This window comes from Brasilonema sennae CENA114 (assembly GCF_006968745.1).
Taxonomy (GTDB): domain Bacteria; phylum Cyanobacteriota; class Cyanobacteriia; order Cyanobacteriales; family Nostocaceae; genus Brasilonema; species Brasilonema sennae.
Genome location: NZ_CP030118.1, coordinates 3623170 through 3646446, shown reverse-complemented (window position 1 = coordinate 3646446; position 23277 = coordinate 3623170). Strand labels below are relative to the sequence as shown.

General features: G+C 41.8%; 21 protein-coding genes and 1 pseudogene. 14 read left to right on the top strand and 8 right to left on the bottom strand.

Features of this window, described 5'->3' with window-relative positions; genetic code table 11:
* Positions 1 to 145: 145 nt before the first annotated feature.
* Complete coding sequence (locus DP114_RS15500) at positions 146 to 778, top strand: hypothetical protein (RefSeq protein ID WP_171976512.1); 633 nt, start codon at positions 146 to 148, stop codon at positions 776 to 778.
* A 184-nt stretch (positions 779 to 962) separates the two neighbouring features.
* On the opposite strand, the gene DP114_RS15495 is transcribed toward DP114_RS15500, so the two are convergent.
* Both DP114_RS15495 and DP114_RS15490 read right to left on the bottom strand, forming a co-directional pair.
* Complete coding sequence (locus tag DP114_RS15495) at positions 963 to 1835, bottom strand: shikimate dehydrogenase (protein WP_171976511.1); 873 nt, start codon at positions 1833 to 1835, stop codon at positions 963 to 965.
* 274 nt (positions 1836 to 2109) lie between these two features.
* Entirely contained in the window at positions 2110 to 3510 is a 1401-nt protein-coding gene (locus DP114_RS15490; protein ID WP_171976510.1) for a carotenoid oxygenase family protein, read from the bottom strand.
* 310 nt (positions 3511 to 3820) lie between these two features.
* Between DP114_RS15490 and DP114_RS15485 the strand changes: the two genes are divergently transcribed.
* The 5 genes from DP114_RS15485 to DP114_RS15465 all read left to right on the top strand — a co-directional run bounded on the left by DP114_RS15485 (position 3821) and on the right by DP114_RS15465 (position 8915).
* Positions 3821 to 4459 (top strand): histidine phosphatase family protein, encoded by a 639-nt coding sequence (locus tag DP114_RS15485; RefSeq protein WP_169264830.1) that lies wholly within the window; start codon positions 3821 to 3823, stop codon positions 4457 to 4459.
* A 164-nt stretch (positions 4460 to 4623) separates the two neighbouring features.
* Complete coding sequence (locus tag DP114_RS15480) at positions 4624 to 5787, top strand: succinylglutamate desuccinylase/aspartoacylase family protein (protein ID WP_171976509.1); 1164 nt, start codon at positions 4624 to 4626, stop codon at positions 5785 to 5787.
* Positions 5788 to 5871: 84 nt separating this feature from the next.
* Positions 5872 to 7002, top strand: a complete 1131-nt coding sequence (locus DP114_RS15475; protein WP_171976508.1) for a succinylglutamate desuccinylase/aspartoacylase family protein — start codon at positions 5872 to 5874, stop codon at positions 7000 to 7002.
* Positions 7003 to 7258: 256 nt separating this feature from the next.
* Positions 7259 to 8233: a GTPase Era gene (era, locus tag DP114_RS15470; RefSeq protein WP_171976507.1), complete on the top strand. Its 975-nt coding sequence runs from the start codon at positions 7259 to 7261 to the stop codon at positions 8231 to 8233.
* A gap of 4 nt (positions 8234 to 8237) precedes the next feature.
* Positions 8238 to 8915 carry a response regulator gene (locus tag DP114_RS15465; protein ID WP_171976506.1) on the top strand — a complete coding sequence of 226 codons (678 nt, stop codon included), beginning with the start codon at positions 8238 to 8240 and terminating at the stop codon, positions 8913 to 8915.
* A gap of 208 nt (positions 8916 to 9123) precedes the next feature.
* On the opposite strand, the gene DP114_RS15460 is transcribed toward DP114_RS15465, so the two are convergent.
* From DP114_RS15460 to DP114_RS15445, 4 genes are all read right to left on the bottom strand, one after another.
* Positions 9124 to 9474: a HepT-like ribonuclease domain-containing protein gene (locus DP114_RS15460; RefSeq protein WP_169264786.1), complete on the bottom strand. Its 351-nt coding sequence runs from the start codon at positions 9472 to 9474 to the stop codon at positions 9124 to 9126.
* Positions 9471 to 9764: a nucleotidyltransferase family protein gene (locus DP114_RS15455; protein ID WP_169264829.1), complete on the bottom strand. Its 294-nt coding sequence runs from the start codon at positions 9762 to 9764 to the stop codon at positions 9471 to 9473. The genes DP114_RS15460 and DP114_RS15455 overlap by 4 nt, the downstream gene beginning before the upstream one ends.
* 158 nt (positions 9765 to 9922) lie before the next feature.
* Positions 9923 to 12379: an NACHT domain-containing protein gene (locus DP114_RS15450; protein ID WP_172195221.1), complete on the bottom strand. Its 2457-nt coding sequence runs from the start codon at positions 12377 to 12379 to the stop codon at positions 9923 to 9925.
* A gap of 17 nt (positions 12380 to 12396) precedes the next feature.
* On the bottom strand, positions 12397 to 12834 hold the full coding sequence (locus DP114_RS15445; RefSeq protein WP_171976504.1) for a hypothetical protein: 438 nt from the start codon (positions 12832 to 12834) through the stop codon (positions 12397 to 12399).
* 215 nt (positions 12835 to 13049) lie between these two features.
* Here DP114_RS15445 and DP114_RS15440 point away from each other — a divergent pair, with 215 nt between their 5' ends.
* Positions 13050 to 14387 (top strand): Mur ligase family protein, encoded by a 1338-nt coding sequence (locus DP114_RS15440; RefSeq protein ID WP_169268888.1) that lies wholly within the window; start codon positions 13050 to 13052, stop codon positions 14385 to 14387.
* 211 nt (positions 14388 to 14598) lie between these two features.
* Positions 14599 to 15114 (top strand): annotated as a pseudogene (locus DP114_RS15435) (DinB family protein).
* Positions 15115 to 15143: 29 nt separating this feature from the next.
* Here DP114_RS15435 and pgsA read toward each other — a convergent pair.
* Positions 15144 to 15665 (bottom strand): CDP-diacylglycerol--glycerol-3-phosphate 3-phosphatidyltransferase, encoded by a 522-nt coding sequence (gene pgsA, locus DP114_RS15430; RefSeq protein WP_171976503.1) that lies wholly within the window; start codon positions 15663 to 15665, stop codon positions 15144 to 15146.
* A 60-nt stretch (positions 15666 to 15725) separates the two neighbouring features.
* Here pgsA and DP114_RS15425 point away from each other — a divergent pair, with 60 nt between their 5' ends.
* From DP114_RS15425 to DP114_RS15405, 6 genes are all read left to right on the top strand, one after another.
* Entirely contained in the window at positions 15726 to 17162 is a 1437-nt protein-coding gene (locus tag DP114_RS15425; RefSeq protein WP_171976502.1) for an aspartate ammonia-lyase, read from the top strand.
* Positions 17163 to 17233: 71 nt separating this feature from the next.
* Positions 17234 to 18205, top strand: a complete 972-nt coding sequence (locus tag DP114_RS15420) for an Npun_F2552 family protein (protein ID WP_169266593.1) — start codon at positions 17234 to 17236, stop codon at positions 18203 to 18205.
* A gap of 818 nt (positions 18206 to 19023) precedes the next feature.
* Positions 19024 to 19212: a TLTLP motif-containing protein gene (locus DP114_RS36570; RefSeq protein ID WP_210620981.1), complete on the top strand. Its 189-nt coding sequence runs from the start codon at positions 19024 to 19026 to the stop codon at positions 19210 to 19212.
* A gap of 936 nt (positions 19213 to 20148) precedes the next feature.
* The gene (locus DP114_RS15415; protein WP_169266592.1) at positions 20149 to 20667 is read left to right on the top strand and encodes an inorganic diphosphatase; all 519 of its coding nucleotides are present in this window, start codon (positions 20149 to 20151) and stop codon (positions 20665 to 20667) included.
* Positions 20668 to 21032: 365 nt separating this feature from the next.
* Positions 21033 to 21416: an aspartate 1-decarboxylase gene (gene panD, locus DP114_RS15410; protein WP_169266591.1), complete on the top strand. Its 384-nt coding sequence runs from the start codon at positions 21033 to 21035 to the stop codon at positions 21414 to 21416.
* Between the two features lie 12 nt (positions 21417 to 21428).
* Positions 21429 to 22331, top strand: coding sequence for an MBL fold metallo-hydrolase (locus DP114_RS15405; protein WP_169266590.1), 903 nt, complete (start codon positions 21429 to 21431; stop codon positions 22329 to 22331).
* Positions 22332 to 22587: 256 nt separating this feature from the next.
* On the opposite strand, the gene DP114_RS15400 is transcribed toward DP114_RS15405, so the two are convergent.
* Complete coding sequence (locus DP114_RS15400; RefSeq protein ID WP_171976501.1) at positions 22588 to 23163, bottom strand: 2'-5' RNA ligase family protein; 576 nt, start codon at positions 23161 to 23163, stop codon at positions 22588 to 22590.
* Between the last annotated feature and the right edge of the window lie 114 nt (positions 23164 to 23277).

Genomic DNA, 23277 nt, shown 5'->3' with positions numbered 1-23277 from the left:
GCGACTAACTCAGCACAGATAAAAAGCACCATTGCGGTATATTTCAACCTCAGCTTACCTGAAATTAGCTCTCAAGCGATTGGATAGTTGTTTTGAAGTTTTGTAATAATTATGATAGATAATACTCTTAATTGCTATATAGCGTATGAGTCCAGATGAGATAAAAGCAGTTTTGCAAGCAGCGTTTGATCGTTGTGATGTCGCAAGCTGTCCCCTCTGTGATATGCAGAAAGGAATATTACTGCAAATCTTAGAGCAAATCAAGGGGTCTCAAACTGGTGTGTCTGATAGCGCTAATCCTCTAGACGAACTAACAAAACAAGAATTGCAAGCATTTTTAGAGTTCTTCAAAGCACAAGAACAACAAGACGGCTCATGGAAAGCGCAATTGCTCAACGACTGGCTAAATCAAAATGACTCCGGTGCAGTACAATTCATTCGCGATCGCTACGGGTTATCCTGGCTAAATCGTATTGAGCCATATCACTTTGACAAGTACTTTACTAAAGATGTCCTCAAGCTGAAAGTGGGCGATGCTCCAGCAGGGAGCCTTACGATTGGTGATCGCATTGAAATTTGCAACGCTCTTTGGGAATGGGTACAAGATAATGGTCCTTGCACCCCAGAATGGTATCCCTGTATTGTCATTAATGTTAATGAAATAAGCGATGGCGATTCTTCCTCAACCGACTGCATCGTCCGCTTCTACAACGGTGCTGAATTTGAAATTCAAGGTATGTACGAGTGGAATCGCGTTCATTGGCGAAGAGGGAGTTAATAGACATCTCCGGAAATTAATGATGCGTTACCTGAAACCCTTGTAGAGACGTTACATGTAACGTCTCTACATTCTTTTTCGGAGATGTCTAATAACAATTCAAAATTCAAAATTCATGGTTGCTGAGCGCAGTCGAAGCAAAATTCAAAATTTGGAATCTCCCCCACATCACCTCATCACCCCATTAATCTTCTAAACCCAAATGCTGTCTCAAAGCTTGGCGCATCACGTCTACGGGAACAGTATCTTGTTGTAACCAGATTTTTAATGCTGCTGCGCCTTGTTGAACAAGCATTTCCAGTCCATCAATGGCAATAGCGCCCACCTGCTGCGCTTGTTTGAGAAATTTTGTTGGGTTGGGGGTGTATATCAAATCGTAGGCGATCGCCCCTACAGGTAAATTCCCCATTTCCTCTGCACTTAAAGGTGATTCTTCAACCTTGGGATACATCCCGATCGGGGTTGTGTTTACTAATAGGTTTGCTTGTGGAATAAGTTTTGGTAAAGAATCCCAAGTGTGGACGTGTAAATTATGCGACTCCTGAAAATCACCCCAACTCTTCTGGAATTCTTCTAACTTTTGGGCGTTGCGCCCAACAACATAAATCTTCTCACAACCTAATTCCGCACAACCTGCAACAACTGCTCTTGCTGCACCACCATTGCCTAAAATCACAGCTACTGTTTGGCTCCAATGCTGATGATATGTTGTTCGCAAAGGAGCGAGAAACCCTTCACAGTCAGTGTTTGTACCAATCCATTTGTTCTCTTTACGACTTACTGTATTGACTGCTCCTATAGCTTTGGCGATCGGTGAAACTTCGCAGAGCAAAGGCAATATTGTCTGTTTATGGGGAATTGTAATGCTAAAACCGACAACACCTACAGCAGCAAAGCCTTGAACAGCGATTTCTAAATTCTGTGGTTCTATTGGAAAAGGAACATAGACGTAATTGAGTCCCAAGTGGGTAAGTGCAGCATTGTGCATCACTGGTGAGAGTGAATGTTCCACCGGATATCCAATCACTCCAAGTAGTTTAGTTTTGCCTGTAATCATGAGTTTGTCATCGGTTATTTATTATTAGTCATTATTAACTTTCATGACCAAGAAAGGAGTGTACGGTTTTGCGGGTGTAAGGGTGTAGAATGCCACTGGAGAATTTTCCAGCGTTGTACCTACACCCCTAAACAAACGGCAACCCGGTCCCCACGCTTATCTTTGATGAGCTTGGTCAATAAAATGGTGGTCGATCCTGTGCCCTCACCAATTACTGCCCCTACATCCTTACACCCCTAATTATTGACACCCATGAAAGCAAACGAATATAAATCTACACACGTTTTTTGAACTGTTCCTCAGAAACCCAAGCACCGTGGAACCCATAAGGTATACGCTGAGGAATCATCACTCGTGCTATTGGTTCATCAGTGATATCCTCAGCACTAACTACCACGAATTCAGAAGTTTCCTCTACGGTGTCGTAAACATAAGTCACAAGCCAGCCGTCATCTTCTGCTTTTGCATTAGGACGTGGTACAAACACAGCTTCACCACCATAACGTCCTTTTCCAAATTCATGGGTTTCGGACTTGCCACTGTTCAAGTCATACTTAATCAAACCATCGAACACAGGCATGGAACTTTTCGCCATTTTCGCAGTGTAGCCGTATCGTGTTTTTTGCCCCAAGAAATTCTCATTCACACGAGGAAATTCAGAAGGGACATCATCCAGCATCTCTTCGCTGACTTTGCCCGTTTTCAAGTTAAACCGCCAGCGATGCAAACGAGGGATATCTCCTTGAGAATCGACGTGTGTGTCTTGCGGCACATCCAAAACAGTGGTGGAATTCATCCGACAAGCAATCAGAACTACCTCATCTCCTTCCTCGTAAGCGTTGAGAGTGTGGAAGACGTAGCAAGCGGGAGTCTCAAACCATACAATGTTACTGTTATTGCCATAACGTGGAACAATACCAAAGCGACTCGGTTTGTCGTGCTCAAACTTCATCATAGGTTCGCCGCGTTTTTGCCTTTCCATATTGAAAGTCAGCGGCAAATCCATAAAAATTGTGTAGTCTTCAGTGATGGCAAAATCATGCATCATCACGCCTGTTGGTATGTCAATAGGTTCCGTCTGCAAAAGTTCGCCTTGTGGTGAAACCACACTGTATTGCAGATAGGGCGGTGCGAAGCTGTAACCAAAAAACATCATCTCACCCGTCACTGGATCTACTTTGGGATGAGCAGTCACGGGTGAGACAAGTTTACCATTGTAAGTATGTTCACCCAGAGTCTTTAACTCAGGAAGTTTGATAGCGTGAGGCGCACCTCCTTCCCACAAGGCCAAAAGTTGACCTGCATGCCACACAAGAGCAGTATTCGCTGTATTCTTGCTTAGTCCGTGAGGATTGTCCATTTGTGGTGGTTCTAGGAACCCACTCCAGACAGCTTTACCTGCTTCGTTCTCAATTTTCCATGCTTTTGTGCGCACATAGCGGTTGCGATAGGCAGCTTTACCGTTAATAATTCGCACCCCATGCAACATTCCATCCCCATCAAACCAATGGTACTCCCCAATCGGCTTCCATTGAGGATTAGGACCATTGCGCACGAACATTCCTGATAAGTCATGAGGGAGTTCACCTATGACTTTTAGGGAGTTTGTGGAGATTTCCTCGCGTATTGGCGCAAAGTTACCATCGAGATAAGGGTTGACTTGTGTTATTGCCATAATTCCTGTCCCAAGCACAAATAGAATATGTTATCGGCACTTCGTTATCTTAGCCATAGCCTCTAATATAGATAACAATCACAGAGACTTGAAACAGAGAATATATTTGTAGGGATATCAGTACGAACTGGTGTGGAGGTGTAAAGGTGTAATACCCTTTCACAAAAATCCTGGTACATTTGACTCCCCCTACTCCCCCTACTTCCCTACACCCTGTCTTTAGGGCATTGACTAATGACTGGTAACTAGTGACTAATGACTAGTGAGCAATCTAAAATCCCAATTGGTATTGGAATTTGGTATTGGAATTATGAGTCTAACTGTTTATTTGCTCCGTCACGGACAGACAGAATACAGCCGCAGTAATTTTTTCTGTGGTTCGCTAGATCCAGAACTTACCACAGATGGCTTGGAGATGGCAAAAGCTTTTGCGACTGCATACAGTTCTAAACCTTGGACGGCAATTTTTTGTAGTCCAATGGGACGAACCATAGCTACCGCAAAACCCTTATGTGACGAAATCGGTATCCAACCAGAATTGCGGGATGGCTTAAAGGAAATTAACTATGGCAAATGGGAAGGCAAAACACCAGAGACGGTGAATCTAGAGTTTCATGATGATCATATCCGCTGGCTAGCAGATCCGGCTTGGTATGCACCTAGTGGAGGGGAAATGGCGATCGCCATAGCATCTCGTGCTACCCAAGTTATTGAAGAAATCAAGCATCGTTACAGCAGTGGCAATGTCTTAATTGTTTCCCATAAAGCAACCATTAGAATTATGCTGTGCAGCTTGTTGGGAATTGATGTCGGGCGTTTTCGTTATCGTTTAGGATGCCCTGTCGGTTCGGTAAGTATTGTAGAATTTAGCTCACATGGTCCTTTACTTAAGGCATTAGCTGACCGTATTCATCTGGACGAGCGGTTACGTAATTTACCAGGAACTTAACAGTTACCAGTGAACAGTGAACAGTTATCAGTTGTTACTGTTCACTGTTAAGCGTTCGCTGCGCTGACTTTGTTAGTTCACCAAATTAAACCGGATTCCTATAGGTAAGCATCTTGTTTGTCCGATAGCATAAAGATTAATATCATTTTTATTTGGAATTACTTATGCTGCCGGTTGTTTCTACTATTCCTCTGCGTCACATGGCTTCAGGTGATGTCTTATCCCTGCAAGTCTACAAATTCATTGGCGCTCAACCGGGCAAAAAAGTTTACATTCAATCTAATTTACATGGTGCGGAAATTGCTGGTAATGGTGTTATTTATCAACTGATTGAATTTTTGCAGACGATAAATGATACAGACTTATTTGGCGAAATTTGGTTAGTTCCTGTTTGTAACCCAATGTCAACCAATGAGCGATCGCACATTTTTTCCTCTGGACAATACTGTAGTTATGAAGGAAAAGATTGGAATCGTATATTTTGGGACTACGAAAAGCACGCTGACGATTTATTGGAATTTGCCAAATCTCAAATCAATTTTGAACCAGAGGTGGTCAGAAAAAACTACCTGGCTAAAATTCAGCAAAGTTTTGTTAAAAATTTAGAAAAAATCAACTCACCTAGTGGAGTTCCTTACACGGAACGATTTAGCTACAGACTGCAATCTCTAAGTTTAGATGCAGATTATTTAATTGACTTACATAGTCACGCTAATCAAGCATTAAACTACCTTTATCTCTACCGTAATAGAGAAGAAAGTGCAAAATATTTTTTACTCCCATTTGGAATTAAATTTGTTGAATTTAGATGCGATGAAGATGGTTTTGATAAAACCTTTATCCAACCTTGGTTAGCTTTGGAAGAGCATTTCAAACAGCTTGGTAGAGAAATTAGGTTTGATATAGAGGCTTGGACACTTGAACTTGGTACAGGAATGCAAATGAACCCAGATTCAGTGGAGAAAGGTCTTCGAGGTGTGAAAAACTATTTAGCATACAAAGGGGTTTTGCAAATCTCTGGGTTTCCTCTCAAGGGAAGCGAATCTCATAACATGAATTTGAAACTAAGAACTCAAATGAAAAGATATTATGCCCCAACAGGTGGAATGATTCAATCAAGAGTAGAATTGGGAAGTTATGTAAAAACTGGAGAGCGAATTTATCAAATTTTGAGTTTTCATAAGGACGGTACATTACCAACTGTGATTGATGTGAGTGCAGAACAAGATGGATTAGTTTTTGATGTCTCAAGCAATCAGGCAGTTAACGAAGGTGAGGTTGTGTTAGGAATTATTGGAGAACTTGTTCTAACTTCAAATTCAAAATGAATAACATCAAAGGGAGCATCCCTATTTTGCGAAAACGTGTTTATCCGCAGGTGTAGCCGTAAATTTTAAATGAGCTAATTACTTATGCTTCCTGTTGTATCTACCATTCCTCTGCGTCACATGGCTTCAGGTGATGTCTTATCCCTGCAAGTCTACAAATTCATTGGCGCTCAACCGGGCAAAAAAGTTTACATCCAATCCAATTTACATGGTGCGGAAATTGCTGGCAATGGTGTTATTTATGAACTGATTGAATTTTTGCAGACGATAAATGATACAGACTTATTTGGCGAAATTTGGTTAGTTCCTGTTTGTAACCCAATGTCAACCAATCAGCGGTCGCACATTTTTTCCTCAGGACGATTCTGTAGTTACGAAGGAAAAGATTGGAACCGTATTTTTTGGGACTACGAAAAGCACGCTGACAATTTATTGGAATTTGCAAAATCTCAAATAAATTTTGAACTAGAGGTTGTCAGAAAGAATTACCTTAATGTTATTATACAAAAATTTGCTCAGATTTTAGAAAAGATTAATTCTTCAAGTGGAATTCCTTACACTGAACTATTTAGCTATAAACTACAATCTCTGAGTTTAGATGCAGATTATTTGATTGACTTACACAGTCACACATCTCAAGGATTAAACTACCTTTATGTCTTTCGTAACCGAGAAGAAAGTGCAAAATCTTTCTTGCTCGACTTCGGAATTCGATTTGATAAATATGATGGTGATGCTTTTGATGAGGCTTTTATCAAACCTTGGCTCGCTTTGGAAGATTGCTTCAAACAACTTGGTAGAGAAATTAGGTTTGACGTCGAGGCTTGGACACTGGAACTTGGTACAGGCATGCAAATGAATCCAGTTTCAGTGGAGAAAGGTCTTCGAGGCGTGAAAAACTATTTGGCAGAAAAAGAAGTTTTGCGAATTGATGAATTTCCTCTAAATAAAAATACATTGAATCAAATGAGTTTTAAACGAAGAAGTATGAGCAAAAAATATTTTGCTCCAACAGGTGGAATGATTCAAAAACGAGTAGAGTTAGGAAGTGTTGTGAAAGCTGGAGAACGAATTTATAAAATTTTGAAATTTAATAAAGAAGGTAAGTTACCGAGCGTGATTGATGTGATAGCAGAACAAGATGGATTAGTTTATGATATCTCAAGCAATCAGGCAGTCAATGAAGGTGAGTTGGTGCTACGAATTATTGGATAGTCTGTTCTGACTTTAGTATAGGACTCGTATGTTATTTTTGCGAAGCTAGGTACACTTTTATCAGTTCTCAGTTATCAGTTACCAGTGATCAATTGTTCACTGTTCACTGTTAAGCGTCTCTACTTTGTGATTCACCAAAGAAAATCGGATTGCGATAGATGGTACGTAAGCGAAATCAGCTATAGTAGTAATTTCAGGGTAGTTTTCTATTTGATTTGTGTTTGTACAAAAAGTTACTTAATCCTAAAAGTAAAATATGACGGTAGAGCCAGGGGTAAATAGTAGTCAAAATGATGTCTTCTCTCTTTCAGGAGAAGTGGTAATTCCGCAGGCTCCTCCTGAATATAAGTCAGGTTTTGTCGGCATTATTGGTCGTCCAAATGTCGGTAAATCTACGTTAATGAATCAATTAGTTGGACAAAAAATTGCGATAACATCACCAGTAGCACAAACAACACGCAATCGGTTACGAGGTATTCTCACCACTCCAGAAGCGCAGATGATTTTTGTGGATACGCCAGGAATTCATAAACCTCATCATCAATTGGGGGAAGTGCTGGTGAAAAATGCCAAACTAGCCATTGAATCGGTAGATATGGTGTTGTTTGTGGTGGATGGATCGACGAATTGTGGGACAGGCGATCGCTATGTTGCTGATTTACTTGCTCACAGCACAACACCAGTTATTTTAGGCTTAAACAAAATTGACGAACAGCCTTCAAATTTCCAGACAATAGACAATAGTTACACCGAATTGGCAAGGGAACATAGGTGGCAAACAAGAAAATTTTCTGCCAAAACTGGTGTCGGATTACCTGAACTGCAACAATCATTAATTGAACAGTTAGAACTAGGACCATTATATTATCCACCAGACTTAGTAACAGACCAGCCAGAACGCTTTATTATGGGCGAATTGATTCGAGAACAGATTTTGCTGTTAACTCGTGAAGAAGTACCCCATTCAGTTGCGATCGCCATTGACTTGGTGGAAGAAACACCAGCTATTACCCGTGTACTTGCGACTATACACGTTGAGCGCGATTCCCAAAAAGGAATTCTCATCGGTAAAGGCGGGGCAATGTTAAAAGCTGTTGGTAGTGCAGCGCGCGAACAAATGCAAAAGTTGATTGCAGGAAAAGTTTACTTGGAATTGTTCGTCAAAGTGCAACCAAAATGGCGTCAGTCTCGGACACGTTTGGCAGAGTTGGGGTATCGCGTGGAAGAATAGAATAATGTTTCAAAATAATACCTTGCGCTTAAATCTACCAGCTAATATTTCTGTGCTGCGCATTTTAATTGTAGAAGATGATCCGATGATGCAACTGGGATTGGAACAGTCATTAATGGCTCATCCCCAGTTGGAAATTGTCGGACAAGCAGAAGATGGCTACTTGGGTGTGCAAGCAGCACTGAAATTAAAACCGGATTTGGTAGTGATGGATATTGGGTTACCCCGGTTGGATGGAATTGCTGCAACACAGCAAATTAAAGCAGCATTACCAGAAACTCACGTTGTGATGCTGACATCGCATCAAACAGATACAGAAATTATTGCGGCGTTGTCTAGCGGTGCAGATGCATATTGTATCAAAGGGGCGAGTGTAGAGCGACTGTTGAGTGCGATCGCCGCCGCAGTTGAAGGTGCAACCTACCTCGATCCCCAAGTTGCCAGACGAGTGATTGATAATCTCAAACCTCCTTCTCCCAGTGGAAACGCCGCAAATTTATCTGGGCGCGAGTTAGAAGTTTTGAAACTGATGGTAGAAGGCTTAAGCAATCCAGAAATTGCACAAAAGCTTTATTTGAGTCCCAATACTGTCAAAACTCATGTTCGGGGGATTATGAATAAGTTATCTGTTGACGATCGCGTGCAAGCTGCAGTTGTCGCGCTGCGTTCTGGATTGGTGTGAAAAACCAAGCGAGTACCAAAAAATAAATTATCCATTATGTAGGGTGGGTTAGGCGCACGACAGTTGAGGTTTTACATGATAATTAAAGTGCGCCGTAGCCCACCATTGTTTCCTGCGTCACTAGAAATTAGTGTTACTTGCCTAATCGCCTCTGACTCTTGTTTGCCAATACATTCATTTCAGCGATTGGCAAAACAAGTTTATCTGCTCAAGTATTCTGCAAGTTTCTCGTGATTTCAACAATCACTGCTTTTAAAGGTGGCAATCCTTCATGAACCGTTGCCCAGACAACATTTACATCAATTCCCCAATACTCATGCACTAACACATCTCGCATACCAGCCAACGCTTTCCAAGGAATTTGAGGGTACTGGCTGCGGATGTCGTCGGGAATTCGCTTGACTGCCTCTCCTAAGATTTCGATTGACTTCACAACAGCTAAAATTTTCTCACGGTTAACTCGAAATGTCTCAAAATCAATCCCGTCTGTAAACGCTTCAATGTCCGCAATAGCATCCAATATGTCTTGGAGAAATTCTGAAAGTTGTCGCTTAGTCATATATAAACGACTTCCGATAACACTCGCTCCCGGATTCTTGGCTTTAAACCGTTTTGCGTTACTATATCAACCTTCATACCGATCGCATTACTGAGATAGTCGCGTAGCTCTACCAGCTTAAATAAGGTAGGCGCTCGATCATAGTCAATGAGTACATCAACATCGCTCTCCTGTGTCTGTTCACCACGAGCGTAAGAACCAAAGATGCCTAGCTGCGTGATCTGATACTGCTCCTGCAACAGCGGTTTACTCTGTCTGAGAATTTGCTTAATTTCCTCCAACGTTTTCATCTTCAAAAGTTTTACTCCAAAGTTATCAAAAGTTGTGTTCAGATCAATTTTGCTGATGGGGATTAAATCAAGAAGTCTTTTTATGTTCTAGCAAATTAGGTTGAATGGATGAAGTAGAATTGTAAATGTTGAGGGCTGGTTTATCAACGTTAACGAATTTACTGCTGTCGCTGGATATTAGCAGGATTATTCACGCTAGGTGAAACTGTGAAGCGAACTAAAGCAAAGATGCATAGCCCTAAGAACAAGTACAAAGCAACTTGCCACCAACGATATTGAGCAGATCTCATTGCTGATTTCATATTAGAGCGAGGATGCCAAGCTTGATAAAAATCTGAGTAGGACATATTTTGGGCGCAATGCCAGATGACTTTGTAACGCTCTTTGTTTGGTTTGGAGTTATCCCTCAAGGCAGTGACAACTTTCGCCATCTGATCTGTTGTCAAAATCTTTTCTAAGCTTTCTGCCGCTTGCCTACGGGTGAATTCATCCTGAGAGGTGTCGATTAACTTTACCAAAGCTGCGATCGCACTTTCGTTGCCAACAGCTATTTTCCCTAAGCTATCTGCCACTAGCCAACGGGTGTATTCATCCTGTGAGGTGTCGATTAACTTTACCAAAGCTGCGATCGCACTTTCGTTGCCAACAGCTATTTTCCCTAAGCTATATGCCGCATCCCTACGGGTGTCTTCATCCTGTGAGGTGTTGATTAACTTTACCAAAGCTGCGATGGCTTTTGCGCGATGCGTCTGTTGCAGTGCTGTATTTGCTCCTTCTTCAACGGGATCTGCAAATGTCTGCCACTGCTTTGTTTGCGTATTGAAGTAACCAAAACCCCATTTAACAATTTGCTCTACGATGTCATCAGCTTTAGAACAATCTCCAAACTCAACAATTCCCATTGCTGCTAAGAAATAAGCTCTATACTGATAAAATTGTCCGCACCCGTCGTTAAACTCCACTAAAGCTTTTATAAACTCTTCTTTCTTCTGGCTTTCCAAATCCAAATTCTCTCGCCCCAGCCACAGCAAAATCACTTCTTTCCATTGCGGCTCAAAAATTTGATATGGCTTAGGTTTACCTGTATCTTTATCTTTTACAGGTTTATTTTTGTGTTCGCGAGGTAAGAAAAAGTCCCAATCATCAATTGTTAGCGCTGCGAAATATTCCTCAAATGTAGCATGAAAGAAAGCATAAACTTTTTCTTGTGATTGAGATTCCGCTGCAATTCCGACATGATTCAACCAGCCAAGTTGCAGTGCTTTGTAAAATGAAGACTTCTCATCATCTGGATCATCTAGTTGCTCTTTAATGAAACTTTCCAGCAACCGGAATCGAGAACCACCCTCTTGAATATCCCGTAGCGCCAAACGTCCCAATGCATTGTTTAATTTCTGTTGTTCTTCAGTGCTGATGGGGAAACGGTTTTTTTTCCATGTGTAAATTTGCTGGACAAACTGCTGGTAAAGTCCCGCCTTTGTCTGTGGTAAATTTCCTTCCTCACTCTGCCAAATGCTACACAAAAGCGTCAACCGCAGAGGATTTTGTACCAAGTCTCGCAAGCGTCCCCGTTCCGCGTTATCCAATTCTGCCTTCAACCGTTCCGCCTTACTCTTCCTCTCCTCACTTTTATCACTCCCCCTCTCCTCGCTTTTATCACTCCCCCTCCCCTCGCTTTTATCACTCCCCCTCTCCTTAATAAGGAGAGGGGGCTGGGGGGTGAGGTTCCTCTGGGAAGTGAGGTTCCCAAACCAATTATCAATAAACTCATGCACCTGCTTAGGATAATCAAAATCCAGTAGGCGATAAGTTTCAAAAGTTTCTAACGCATTGTAATCCGCTTGCCAGACATTCAGCCGACAAGTTAACACCACCCGCGACTGGGCGATCCATCCTGTGAGTTGTTGCGCGATCGCCTGCAACGTCTGCACACCGAACACAGCCACCTCATCCACCCCATCCAACAACAACCAAACTCGCCCTTGCTGAATTTGTGTTGTCAACTCCTCTTTCGCCTGAGTCAACTGTGTTGGTGGAACAGCAAAAGAAAGCCAATTGTTGAATAAATAACTTTGTAAATCCGTCAAAGTGCCACTTCGCCCCAGATCTGCCAGCGAAATCCAAATTGAGAAACCCAAGTTTTTCTCTAACACCCAAAACGCGATGGATTGCAGCAGAGTTGTTTTCCCTGCACCTGCTTCGCCAATTAAGGCGATGTGCTTACCCTTAGTTTTGCCTTCTGCTTTTTCCAAGATTTGAGTCAAGAAAGCTTCATGCTCAAATCGCTGCTTTTCCTCATACTGCGGTTCATACAAGCGCGTTCCCTCTTCTGGGGAAACGTCGTCCTTGTCGCGTTTCTCAGGTTTTGTCCGCTGCACCAGTGCTAGGGGAACATAAATCTGCTCCCTTTGCAATTTGGCAGATTCATCTTGCATCAAGGGATTACTGGTTAGCCGCCGCTGGGATTCCAGTAATTGGCGGCAAATTTCATGCCAGTTGATGGGAGTCGCACCAGAATCATCAGAAACACCAATGTTCTGATTGTGTATGTTCACTATGCTGTTTTGAGCATAAACCCCTATTTTTTCGGCAAACTTACCAGCGTCTTCAGGCATAGTCAGCTAAACCGCAATCAAAATGACTGGTTTTGAATCGAACCCGTACCACCGATCACAACTTGCCCAATTTTTTCTGCTAACTTTTGTAAGTTTGGCATTGTTGGCTGTTGAGAGCTAAGTGTATTTGCTACTTCTTCCACTTGTGGAGCTAGTTTTGGATCACCTTTCGCTGCTGCTTCTACTTCCACAACTCCTTGAGCAATTTCCGTATCTTTGTCTGCCGCTGCTTTGAGTTCCAGCACAGCTTGCCCATAATCTAATCGCTGCTGTTCGTTTGCTTGTGCAGTATTGGTGAGCAATGGTAACTTATTCTTATCACGAAGCTGTTCGATTAACTTGCGACTTTGCTCCCATGCAGCATCTCCAAGATTTTCGCCAGTTTTCTCTAGTGCTTTTGTTAGAAGAAGGGTTGCGATAGCTGTAGCCACAGCCGTTAAAGTAACTGGTTCCATAAATCATTTCATAGTAGATTCTTCTGTATTATTTATACCGCAGCATTCACTAATTTTTCGGAATGACACCTTGCACCGTTTCAGAAATTAGTCTGCACATATCACCTATCATTTCCGGAACTGGCTATTTTGACAAGAATTAGTTAAACTCACATGATTAAATTTGAGACTCAGGGCTACAAATTAGCAACACTCACTAAGATTAGGGTACTGGTGTGGGAAACAAAATTCAACTGATAGACAGGATACGACTGGCTTTTGCTGTGTCAGTCGCAAAAAGCGTTACTTTCACAGTGCGATCGCTGCGCTTGGGTGCAGCGAGTGTTTTACCAGGTTCTCTGGCGCGTCGCATTGAACCCCGATTGTTGCAGTTATTAACTCAACAAGTCAAAAACGGAGTCATCTTAATTGCTGGTACTAATGGCAAAACAACCACATCGCTGCTCTTATGCTCAATTCTAGAACGCAAAGGGTATCGTGTTGCTCACAACTCTACAGGCGCAAATCTAGAAAATGGGTTGATGACAGCACTGCTGGAAAACACTAACTTAGTCGGCGGACTAGATGTTGATTACGCGATTTTAGAAGTCGATGAAAATATTCTACCGAAGATTCTCGCACCAATTCAACCTAAGATAATCCTGTGTTTAAACCTGTTCCGCGATCAACTCGATAGGTATGGAGAAGTTGACACAATTAGCAAGCGTTGGACAAAAGTCATTTCTACTCTTCCAACAGAAACAGTTGTCATTCCGAATGCTGATGATCCAACTTTATCTTATCTTGGTCAGCAGTTACCCCAGCGGGTGTTATTCTTTGGCTTGAATGAACCCGAAAATTATTTAGATGAAATTCCTCACGCCGTCGATTCTATATTTTGTCCTAATTGCGGACACTCACTAGATTACAAAGGAGTTTACTTGTCTCATTTAGGAGATTTTCACTGTCCTAAGTGTGGCTTTAATAAAAGTCAACCCGCGTTTGATAGCAGCGAATTTCCACAAATTCTTGTAGGTTTATACAACAAATATAATACTTTGGCAGCCGCTACCGCTGCGATAGAATTAGGAGTTGATGAAGCAACTATCCTGGATACAATTAACAACTTCCAAGCTGCATTTGGTCGTGCTGAAGAATTAGAAGTTAATGGTAAACGGGTACGAATATTGTTATCAAAAAATCCTGTAGGGACGAATGAAACAATTCGCGTCGTGACTCAAAGTCTTGACAAAACGACGCTGCTTGTGCTGAATGACAGAACACCCGATGGAACTGATGTATCTTGGATTTGGGATGTCGATACAGAGAAATTGGTAGAACGGGGAGGGACTTTAATTGTGAGTGGCGATCGCCTCTATGACATGGCGCTACGTCTGCGTTACAGCGAAAAGACTCCTGAAAGTGACTTCAATTTAATTGTCGAAGAAGATTTACGGCAAGCAATTGCAACCGCCTTAGAACACACACCAGAAAATGAAACCTTGCACATATTACCCACCTATTCTGCCATGCTGGAAGTGCGAGAAGTGCTAACAGGCAGAAAAATTCTCTAAATTGGTTATAGGCTTGTAGTGAGTACTTGAGCACTTATACCAATTCTCCATGAAGATGTACTTAATATTTATTAAACGAACCGCCAAGACGAGCCAGCGCTGCAGGAGGGTCTCCCTCCGTAGGCGACTGGCGTCGCCAAGAACGCCAAGGGTGGAAGAGGTAAGTATTTAGTGCAAGTTTACAGAGAATTGGTATTACTACGAGCCTGTTATGATTTGGAATTTTGAATTGCTTATGCTCATCCAACACTTTCAAATGCTTGCAAATTATAACACCATTACAAATCGAAAACTGTATGAGGTTTGTTCCCAACTTTCGGATGTAGAACGCAAGCGAATTAGACAAGCTTTTTTCAAAAGTATTCATGGAACGCTGAATCATATTATGGTGGGCGATAGGATTTGGATGGGACGCTTTGAAGGCAAACAAATGCCCTCTACCAATCTCGATGCTATCCTGTATGAGGACTTTGATGAGTTGCGCTCAGTTCGTGTCTTAGAAGATGAGCGCATAGAAGCTTTTATGTCTAAGTTAAGTCAGGATTTCTTGACTAAAACAATCAGCTACGTGAATAATTAGGGTAAGCTTTATACTGATCCGCCTAACTTATTGCTAGCACATTTTTTTAACCACCAAACACACCATCGCGGTCAAATTCACGATATGCTAACCCAAACCGAAATTGCTCCACCAGTTTTGGATATGCACCGGATTCTCCAGCCGTAGTTGAGGAAAACGATGAATTGTTGTGAAAGTTATTGAGTAATTTGGCTATCTTTTTCTGGTAAAAGGTATATTACTCCAGAAATGATTGTGAAAACAACAGAAATCCAGAAGGCAATTATGGAAGGTAATTGCCATACTTGGGGTAGAGGTGCAATCAGAAGTGCGATCGCCACAATTTGACTCACTGTTTTGAGTTTCCCCCAAATATTCGCCCCCGTAATCTTGGTTTTACTGACGCGCCAACCTGCAATAGCCAACTCTCGTCCCAAGATCAGAAACACTCCCCAAGCAGGGACTTTTCCAAGCTCAATTAAAGCTAGTAACGGCGCAAGTACCAGCAATTTATCAACTAAGGGGTCAAGAAATTTACCCAAGTCGCTGATTTGGTTAAGCTTCCGCGCCAAATAGCCGTCTAACCAATCAGTCAGGGAGGCGACAAGAAAAATTGCCAAACAAATCCATCTGGCTTGGGGCGTAGGGTTATACAAGCCATAAAGTAGAAATGGTATCCCTAGAAGGCGAGAGAAGGTAATCCAGTTAGGTAAAGTCATAAGGACAAAAAGACAAGGGGAATATAAACTCTTGATGAATGATTAGTTTAAAAAAATAGCATGACTCAACAAATAGATTCTCAAGTGAGAATAGAACGCGATTCGATGGGCGATCGCCAACTACTTAGTACCACTTACTACGGGATTCAAACACTACGAGCCACAGAAAACTTCCCAATTAGCGGCATTAAACCTTTAGCTACTTACGTAAATGCTGGCGTCACTATTAAAAAAGCGACAGCTATTGTAAATGGTGAACTCGGCTGTATTCCCGAAGATGTCAGTCAAGCAATTATACAAGCGGCTGATGAAGTCCTTGCTGGAAAGTTTCGCGACCAATTTGTGGTAGACGTCTACCAGGCTGGTGCTGGCACTTCTCACCATATGAATATTAACGAAGTCTTGGCAAATCGCGCGTTAGAAATTCTTGGCGAAGAAAAAGGCAATTACAAGCGCGTTAGTCCCAACGACCACGTCAACTATGGACAGTCTACCAATGATGTTATTCCTACAGCAATTCGTATTGGTGGCTTATTGGCACTTTCAAAAACCTTACATCCGGCTTTAGAAAAGGCGATAGCAGCACTAGAAGAAAAAGCTGAAGAATTTCAAAATATCGTCAGATCTGGCAGAACCCATATGCAAGATGCTGTACCCGTGCGTTTGGGTGAGAATTTTCGCGCTTGGGCATACATTCTGACAGAACACCAAAACCGCATTTATACAGCTTCTTCTGATTTGATGGTGCTAGGTTTAGGAGGAAGTGCAGCAGGTACGGGGTTAAATACTCATCCTCAGTATCGCGCCCGTGTGGTAGAAACAATCTCAGATTTGATAAATCTCCCTTTGGAACCTGCACCTCACCTGATGGCTGCAATGCAGAGTATGGCACCATTTGTTCATGTTTCGGGTGGTTTACGTAACTTAGCTCAAGATTTAGTCAAAATATCTCATGACTTGCGTCTAATGGATTCAGGACCAAAAACTGGCTTAAAAGAAATTCAACTACCACCCGTGCAACCGGGTTCCTCGATTATGCCAGGAAAGTACAACCCAGTGATGGCCGAGATGACATCAATGGTGTGTTTTCAGGTGATGGGTTATGATAGTGCGATCGCCCTTGCCGCCCAAGCAGGACAATTAGAACTAAATGTGATGATGCCTCTGATAGCTTATAACCTGATTCACAGCATCGAAATTCTTGGTAACACCATCGCCGCACTCACCGAACGCTGTATTAAGGGCATTACCCCCAATCAGGAACGTTGTTTAGCATACGCCGAAGGCAGTTTAGCCTTGGTGACAGCATTAAATCCTCACATCGGTTATTTGAATGCAGCTGCTGTGGCGAAAGAATCTTTAGAAACTGGTAAGTCTTTGCGGCAGATTGTCACCGAACACGGTTTCATGAGTGAAGCAGAATTAGCCCAAGTCTTAAACTTGGAACAAATGAGTGCAATTATGCCTCTAAATATACTAGACGGCACATCGGATTAGAGAACAAAGAAGGAAGATAAAATAAACACCTCTTCCTTCTTTAGTTTTTCTTATTCGTTCTTGATTTCACTATGCAAACTCAAACACCATCCGTCAGCTTAATTCGCGCCACTTCTTACGAACGGGAAGCACTCCGGGAATCTTTAGAAACACTGCTGGAACCTTTGGGAGGAATGGCGGCGTTTGTCAAAAGCGGAAACCGTGTCTTACTTAAACCCAACCTGCTAACAGGCGCACGTCCTGGTAAAGAATGTACAACTCGTCCAGAACTGGTTTATGCAGTCGCCCAGATGGTTATAGAAGCAGGGGGTAAACCATTTTTGGGGGATAGTCCCGCTTTTGGTAGCGCCAAGGGAGTCGCACTCGCAAATGGCTATCAGCCTATTTTAGAAGAACTGAATCTTCCCATCATCGATTTTCACGGGAAGCGCTACCAAAGCGTCAGCGAAGACTTTGATCATCTGCTACTGTGCAAAGAGGCGATGGAAGCGGATGTTGTGATTAACCTACCCAAAGTAAAATCTCATGTCCAATTGGTACTAACTTTAGGAGTCAAAAACCTGTTCGGTTGTGTTCCAGGCAAAATGAAAGCTTGGTGGCACATGGAAGCAGGAAAAGACGCAAATCGTTTTGGTAAAATGTTGGTGGAAACCGCCAGGACAATTGATCCCGACTTAACTATACTTGATGGCATTATTGGTCATGAAGGCAATGGTCCAAGTGGTGGTGAACCCCGTCCACTCGGCATTTTAGCCGCATCACCAAATGTATTTGCCTTAGATCGTGCAATGGTAGAAATCCTCAATGTTTCACCAGAACAAGTACCCACTGTCGCTGCATCAATCCGGCTGGGGTTGGTTGGTGAACTGAACAATATCAACTTTCCTCACCTAGATCCCGACTTAGTAAAAATAGATGATTGGCGGCTACCAGACAAGTTCGTACCCATCGATTTTGGAATGCCCCGCGTCATCAAGTCTACGTTCAAACATCTTTACATAAGATTTATCAAAGAACCTATGAAAGCATATGCCAAACGGTAGTTGCATTTCGCGCATCTTATAAAGAACAAGTGCAAACTCTGTTACAACAATTTTATGCATTGGCAGAGTAAGCTGTAAATACCCTCCGATTGCTTAACCAAACCGCCCTGATTAAGTGGCGGTTTTTTTATTGCTTAGGGATTCGTTATCAAAAGTCAAGCACTTTGAAATAACACATTTTCAGTTGTGTTTGAATCTGGAATCATTCTTTGGGTTGAGATTAAAATAACTAGAAGAAATTATTAAATTTTCCTTATACACAGTAATTTTACACAAAAAAATTGTCCAATGATTAACTCATAAATGTTTGCGTAGTGAATAATTACTCCTGTGCCACCACTTATTTAACGTTCGCCCAAGCCAAGTGTCGCAGGCATACGTGACTGCGTGCGCCAAGAATGCATACCCCCAAAACTACTCAAACGTACGGTGAATATGGGTATGAAGAATAATAATTTTTTGACTTTATAGGCATTAACGTCAGCGCAAAGCCCATACAGGATCGGCGTACTGTAAATAGAAGAGATAGAAAATACCCAAATGACGTAACTTTGAATACTTTTTTCAGTGTATTCCTAAACTTTTTACGAAATTAAGTTAAATTAGCCTGTGAAATTCATCACCAAGTAAAACGTACATATTTTAACTTCCGTTTTGTCTCAAGTGTTTTATTTACAAAAATCAGTATAGATAGCTTAAGAAATGATTGATATTATTTATTGATAGATAGTATAATATTGGAAAATAGCTAAAATACAAGTAAGACTCTTTACAAAAGAGTCAACACAAATAATAAGTGTAAAAAACTTCAACTTTTTATGCATTCAAATACCCAATCTGCTGACCCTGCCAGTACATGTTCCCATACGTTGGCAGATATTGTAGGAACTGTGATCGGTCTTTTGACTCTAACTTTACCCTTGTTTGTTATTGGTCACTACTCTTCAAACAGTGCTCAGGATCACCAGCAACCAATTACCTACAATATAAAGACAGATGTAGATTAGAGAAAACTTGACTCTTAAATGGCAGTTGCATCACTGTCGGCAGAGCCGTCGGCAGTTTGCACTTCACAAGGAGGCTTTGGGATTTGCTCAAGGGATAATATATAAGGAATATGAAAAACACAAAACCATGCTATATACTACAACGGAGGTGACCTCTCTGTGCGTATATCCTTTGAACATGCTCACTAACTTTGCGACACGCTCTTGCAATCCCAAGTTTCTCTCTCAAACACAGGCGTGTGCTTACGGCACGCTTTGCACTTACACCAGTCGCTAAGCACAGGAAACCCTTTAAAGATAGCGTACTGCGCTCATTCTTTTGGGGTTTTTTCTGCATCTTATCTCCAGTCACACTCACCTTGCCTTCAGGTTAGCTTGGCGCAGTATTGAAGTCACTGCGCTAGCTCACAAGCAACAAATTGGTTCCTCAAGGGTTCACTGGCTACTGTTGACAAGAATTTTGAGAATTTAGGCGAAATAGGACGGGTGTAAGTAGTTTCGTGCTGTCTAATCCCACTTTGGAGTTTATGGGGCCTTACGGGATTTCCCTATAGTCCAAAAGTTACAACAAGTGAACAAGAAATGTAATAAGGTACAACGTTTATATAAATTTTACAAAGTTTAAAGGCAAAAGCGTACCAGTGTATGGGTGACAATCCGACACTACTTGCAACGATCAAGTCAGCTCATTCAAAATTAGAAATTCAAAATTAATTTTGAATTTCTAATGGATATAATTTGAATCTTTGAGTGATGGTGTGGGAAATTCCAGCTGTGGTGATGTTAAAATTAGTGTGCTCTGATGGCTTACCAAAAATCTAATTCACTTTTTGTAGTGGAAATGTGAAAGAACAGTAGCCCATTTTCATCTAAAATTATACACTGGGAGCTAAGCATAAAGTACCCCTAATTCACTGTTAGCTGAGGAGTTTTGTTGTGGATTTATCCCGTATTCCTGCCCAACCGAAACCAGGTCTGATTAACGTTCTGATCGAAATTCCAGGCGGGAGTAAGAACAAATACGAATATGATAAAGAACTTCAAGCTTTCGCCCTAGACAGGGTACTATACTCGTCGGTACAATATCCATACGACTACGGCTTTGTACCCAACACATTGGCAGATGACGGGGATCCTTTGGATGGTATGGTCATTATAGATGAGCCAAGCTTTCCAGGATGTGTCATTGCAGCAAGACCAATTGGTATGCTAGAAATGATAGACGGTGGCGATCGCGATGAAAAAATCCTTTGTGTTCCTGATAAAGACCCACGTTACACTTCCGTAAGATCTTTAAAAGATGTTGCACCACATCGACTTCAAGAAATAGCTGAATTTTTCCGCACATATAAAAATTTAGAAAAAAAAGTGACGGAAATTCTCGGGTGGCAAGATGTTGATCACGTGTTGCCTTTAGTAGAAAAGTGTATTAGAGCGGGTAGGGGAAAAAGTTAAGAATCGGATTTACAAGTAACTTGAAACATGAACAATAGCCCAGAGCTAGTCAATAATGAACAGCAATCTGTTGGTTATTGTTTCAACTCATAACTGGTAACCTCAAGTTTAACAGGAGGCTTGCGGTGACTACGAGCGCGTCTTCGGAGGATATCCACTAGACGCGCTTGTCGCAAAGCGATACGCTGCTTTGTATGCCTGCGATTCACTTTGCGCTTACACTAACGCCAGTTCTTTGTGTGGATAAACCGTTCGGCTGAGATCACGGTCGAAGCCCTCACTTGATCGCCAGTCTCGCTAGTGGTCTAGGGAGAGAGACCTTTTCAAGAGCACTGTTTCACTGATAACTGATAAACTGAAACCCAATGCAGCGCACGCTTCTTTTGGCAAAAATTCATAACTGCACGCTCACAGCAACAAATATTAACTATGTAGGAAGTATCAGCGTAGACCAAGTTCTGTTGGATAAAGCGGGTATCTTATGGTATGAGCAGGTGCACGTAGTGAATGTTTCCAATGGCGAGCGGTTTATCACTTATACAATTCCAGCTCCACCCAATTCAGGAGCAATTGAGCTGAATGGGGCAGCAGCACGTCTAGGTATAAGTGGCGATCGCTTGATTATAATGTCCTACGCACAGTTTAATTCGGAAGAGTTAAAAATATACTCTCCTACAGTTGTCATTGTGGACAGCAAAAACCAACTGTTAGAAGTGCGGCGCTACGATGACCTGCTTAGTCAGACCTAGTTTTGAGCCAATATGTCAAATTTTAAGCAGTCGCCTTCCCAGAAGCAGCAAACTCCAGAACCACTGCTACCCCAGATTCTAAGTCAAGGCTTAGAATTTGTGGTGCAATTTTGGGGTGTACGGGGTTTAATTCCCACACCAGATAACCACACCATCCACTATGGTGGTAATACTGCTTGTGTGGAAATGCAAATAGGTGGAAAACGCTTGGTTTTTGATGGCGGTACTGGTTTACGCCTACTTGGAAAAAATTGGCTGCAACTGCAATCACCCTTAAATGCCCATTTATTTTTTACCAACTCCCAATCAAATCGTATCCAAGGATTTCCTTTTTTTGCTCCCGCATTCAAGAGCGAAAATTGCTTCCATATTTATGGAACAGCCGCTTTAAATGGAGCATCTATTAAGCAATGTTTGTGTGATCAAATGCTTCAGCCTCACTTTCCTTACCCTTTACAGTTTATGCAATCTGAATTAAACTTCCATAATTTGACATCAGGTAAGGTGGTGAAGATAGATGATGTTATCATCACAGCTGCAATCATTAATCACGAGCAAAAATCAATCGGTTATAGAGTGAGTTGGAAAAACTACAGTGTTGCCTATCTAACAGATTTATCTAAGATCGCAAATGAAGTGGATCGAAAATGCGTAGCGCAGCTCGCAAAAAACGTTAATGTGCTAATTGCTAATGCCACTTATACTTCTCCTGCAGCACCCAATCATAATGAACCTGACTTTCACTGGGGCACTGCTGTCAATTTGGCTAAAACTGCTAAGGTGAACCAGTTAGTTATTTCTCATCATCGTCCAGATGACCACGATGATTTTCTCGACCAAGTTCAGATTGAAGTAAAATCTGTCTTTCCTGAAACATTACTAGCTAAAGAAGGTTTAGTTTTACCTGTTATGTAGTTAATTATTTATCTAAAAAAAATATCTCAATTTTTGTAACAACACAGAAAACTATAGGACTCCTATTTGATTTTTGTTGGCATAGCCTGCGCTCTGCGCTTAAAAAACTCAGTATACCTTTGTTGTTTTTTCCCTGTTAAGCGTTAAGCGTTCCCTGTTCTCTGCCCTGACGAGTTGTTCAGAAATCAAACCGGATTTCTATAATCTTTTCCAAACTGATATTGATTTTTCCTAAATAATGCGACAGATACTTCAATTAGGGAGATTCGCGCAGGTAGGCTTTTTGTAGCAAAAACTCTGAATTGATATTCCAGCGACTGCCATCATGCACCAACAGTTTCAAGTCAGAAGCAGCAAACTCAAAGTGCAGCTGTCGCTTCTCAAATTCAGACCAAGCTGCCTTAAAGTTTTGCTTGCTCAAGTCTCTAAATGCAACTGTCATATGGGGAGCAAAGGGACGAGTTTTTCCAACCTTGTCAATTATTCCCAAGTTACTTTCCAAATGTAGCATCAAATCAGTATGTAAAGTCAGCAGTTCTAAACTTCTGACAACATTGATGTATATCACACGAGGAGCAAAAGCACCAAATCCACTCAGTGTAATGGGCACAGACTCTCGACGACTGGCAAAATCTTTCAGGCATTCTTCTAGCTTTGGTACCTCAGCATCTGTCCATTGAAAGGGGGGTTGGAGAGTGATGTGCGGTGGAGATTTTTGTGCGTGACGACTGCTATAGTTATCACTAAAGTACTGCTTAATTTGATTAGCGTAGTCTTGAATTTCCTGCGGTGGCAAGAGGGCTATAAAATAAAGTCTCTGTGATTGCAGCATTTATGAAAGAGTGATCAGATGAATGCCCAATTTAGCTAAAAATATAAAAAGCCCCGCTGCAATGTGCGGAGCAATTCTTGATATGCACAAAATGTTCTAAATATTGTCAAGTAT

What these genes read in the sequence shown, in the direction of transcription:
- panD (WP_169266591.1), top strand. Translation starts at nt 21,033, where the DNA reads ATGCAGCGCACGCTTCTTTTGGCAAAAATTCATAACTGCACGCTCACA.
- DP114_RS15400 (WP_171976501.1), bottom strand. Translation starts at nt 23,163, where the DNA reads ATGCTGCAATCACAGAGACTTTATTTTATAGCCCTCTTGCCACCGCAG.
- DP114_RS15425 (WP_171976502.1), top strand. Translation starts at nt 15,726, where the DNA reads ATGACTCAACAAATAGATTCTCAAGTGAGAATAGAACGCGATTCGATG.
- DP114_RS15450 (WP_172195221.1), bottom strand. Translation starts at nt 12,379, where the DNA reads ATGCCTGAAGACGCTGGTAAGTTTGCCGAAAAAATAGGGGTTTATGCT.
- pgsA (WP_171976503.1), bottom strand. Translation starts at nt 15,665, where the DNA reads ATGACTTTACCTAACTGGATTACCTTCTCTCGCCTTCTAGGGATACCA.
- DP114_RS15495 (WP_171976511.1), bottom strand. Translation starts at nt 1,835, where the DNA reads ATGATTACAGGCAAAACTAAACTACTTGGAGTGATTGGATATCCGGTG.
- DP114_RS15485 (WP_169264830.1), top strand. Translation starts at nt 3,821, where the DNA reads ATGAGTCTAACTGTTTATTTGCTCCGTCACGGACAGACAGAATACAGC.
- DP114_RS15405 (WP_169266590.1), top strand. Translation starts at nt 21,429, where the DNA reads ATGTCAAATTTTAAGCAGTCGCCTTCCCAGAAGCAGCAAACTCCAGAA.
- DP114_RS15465 (WP_171976506.1), top strand. Translation starts at nt 8,238, where the DNA reads ATGTTTCAAAATAATACCTTGCGCTTAAATCTACCAGCTAATATTTCT.
- DP114_RS15480 (WP_171976509.1), top strand. Translation starts at nt 4,624, where the DNA reads ATGCTGCCGGTTGTTTCTACTATTCCTCTGCGTCACATGGCTTCAGGT.
- DP114_RS15455 (WP_169264829.1), bottom strand. Translation starts at nt 9,764, where the DNA reads ATGAAAACGTTGGAGGAAATTAAGCAAATTCTCAGACAGAGTAAACCG.
- DP114_RS15500 (WP_171976512.1), top strand. Translation starts at nt 146, where the DNA reads ATGAGTCCAGATGAGATAAAAGCAGTTTTGCAAGCAGCGTTTGATCGT.
- DP114_RS15475 (WP_171976508.1), top strand. Translation starts at nt 5,872, where the DNA reads ATGCTTCCTGTTGTATCTACCATTCCTCTGCGTCACATGGCTTCAGGT.
- DP114_RS15420 (WP_169266593.1), top strand. Translation starts at nt 17,234, where the DNA reads ATGCAAACTCAAACACCATCCGTCAGCTTAATTCGCGCCACTTCTTAC.
- DP114_RS15445 (WP_171976504.1), bottom strand. Translation starts at nt 12,834, where the DNA reads ATGGAACCAGTTACTTTAACGGCTGTGGCTACAGCTATCGCAACCCTT.
- DP114_RS15460 (WP_169264786.1), bottom strand. Translation starts at nt 9,474, where the DNA reads ATGACTAAGCGACAACTTTCAGAATTTCTCCAAGACATATTGGATGCT.
- DP114_RS36570 (WP_210620981.1), top strand. Translation starts at nt 19,024, where the DNA reads ATGCATTCAAATACCCAATCTGCTGACCCTGCCAGTACATGTTCCCAT.
- era (WP_171976507.1), top strand. Translation starts at nt 7,259, where the DNA reads ATGACGGTAGAGCCAGGGGTAAATAGTAGTCAAAATGATGTCTTCTCT.
- DP114_RS15490 (WP_171976510.1), bottom strand. Translation starts at nt 3,510, where the DNA reads ATGGCAATAACACAAGTCAACCCTTATCTCGATGGTAACTTTGCGCCA.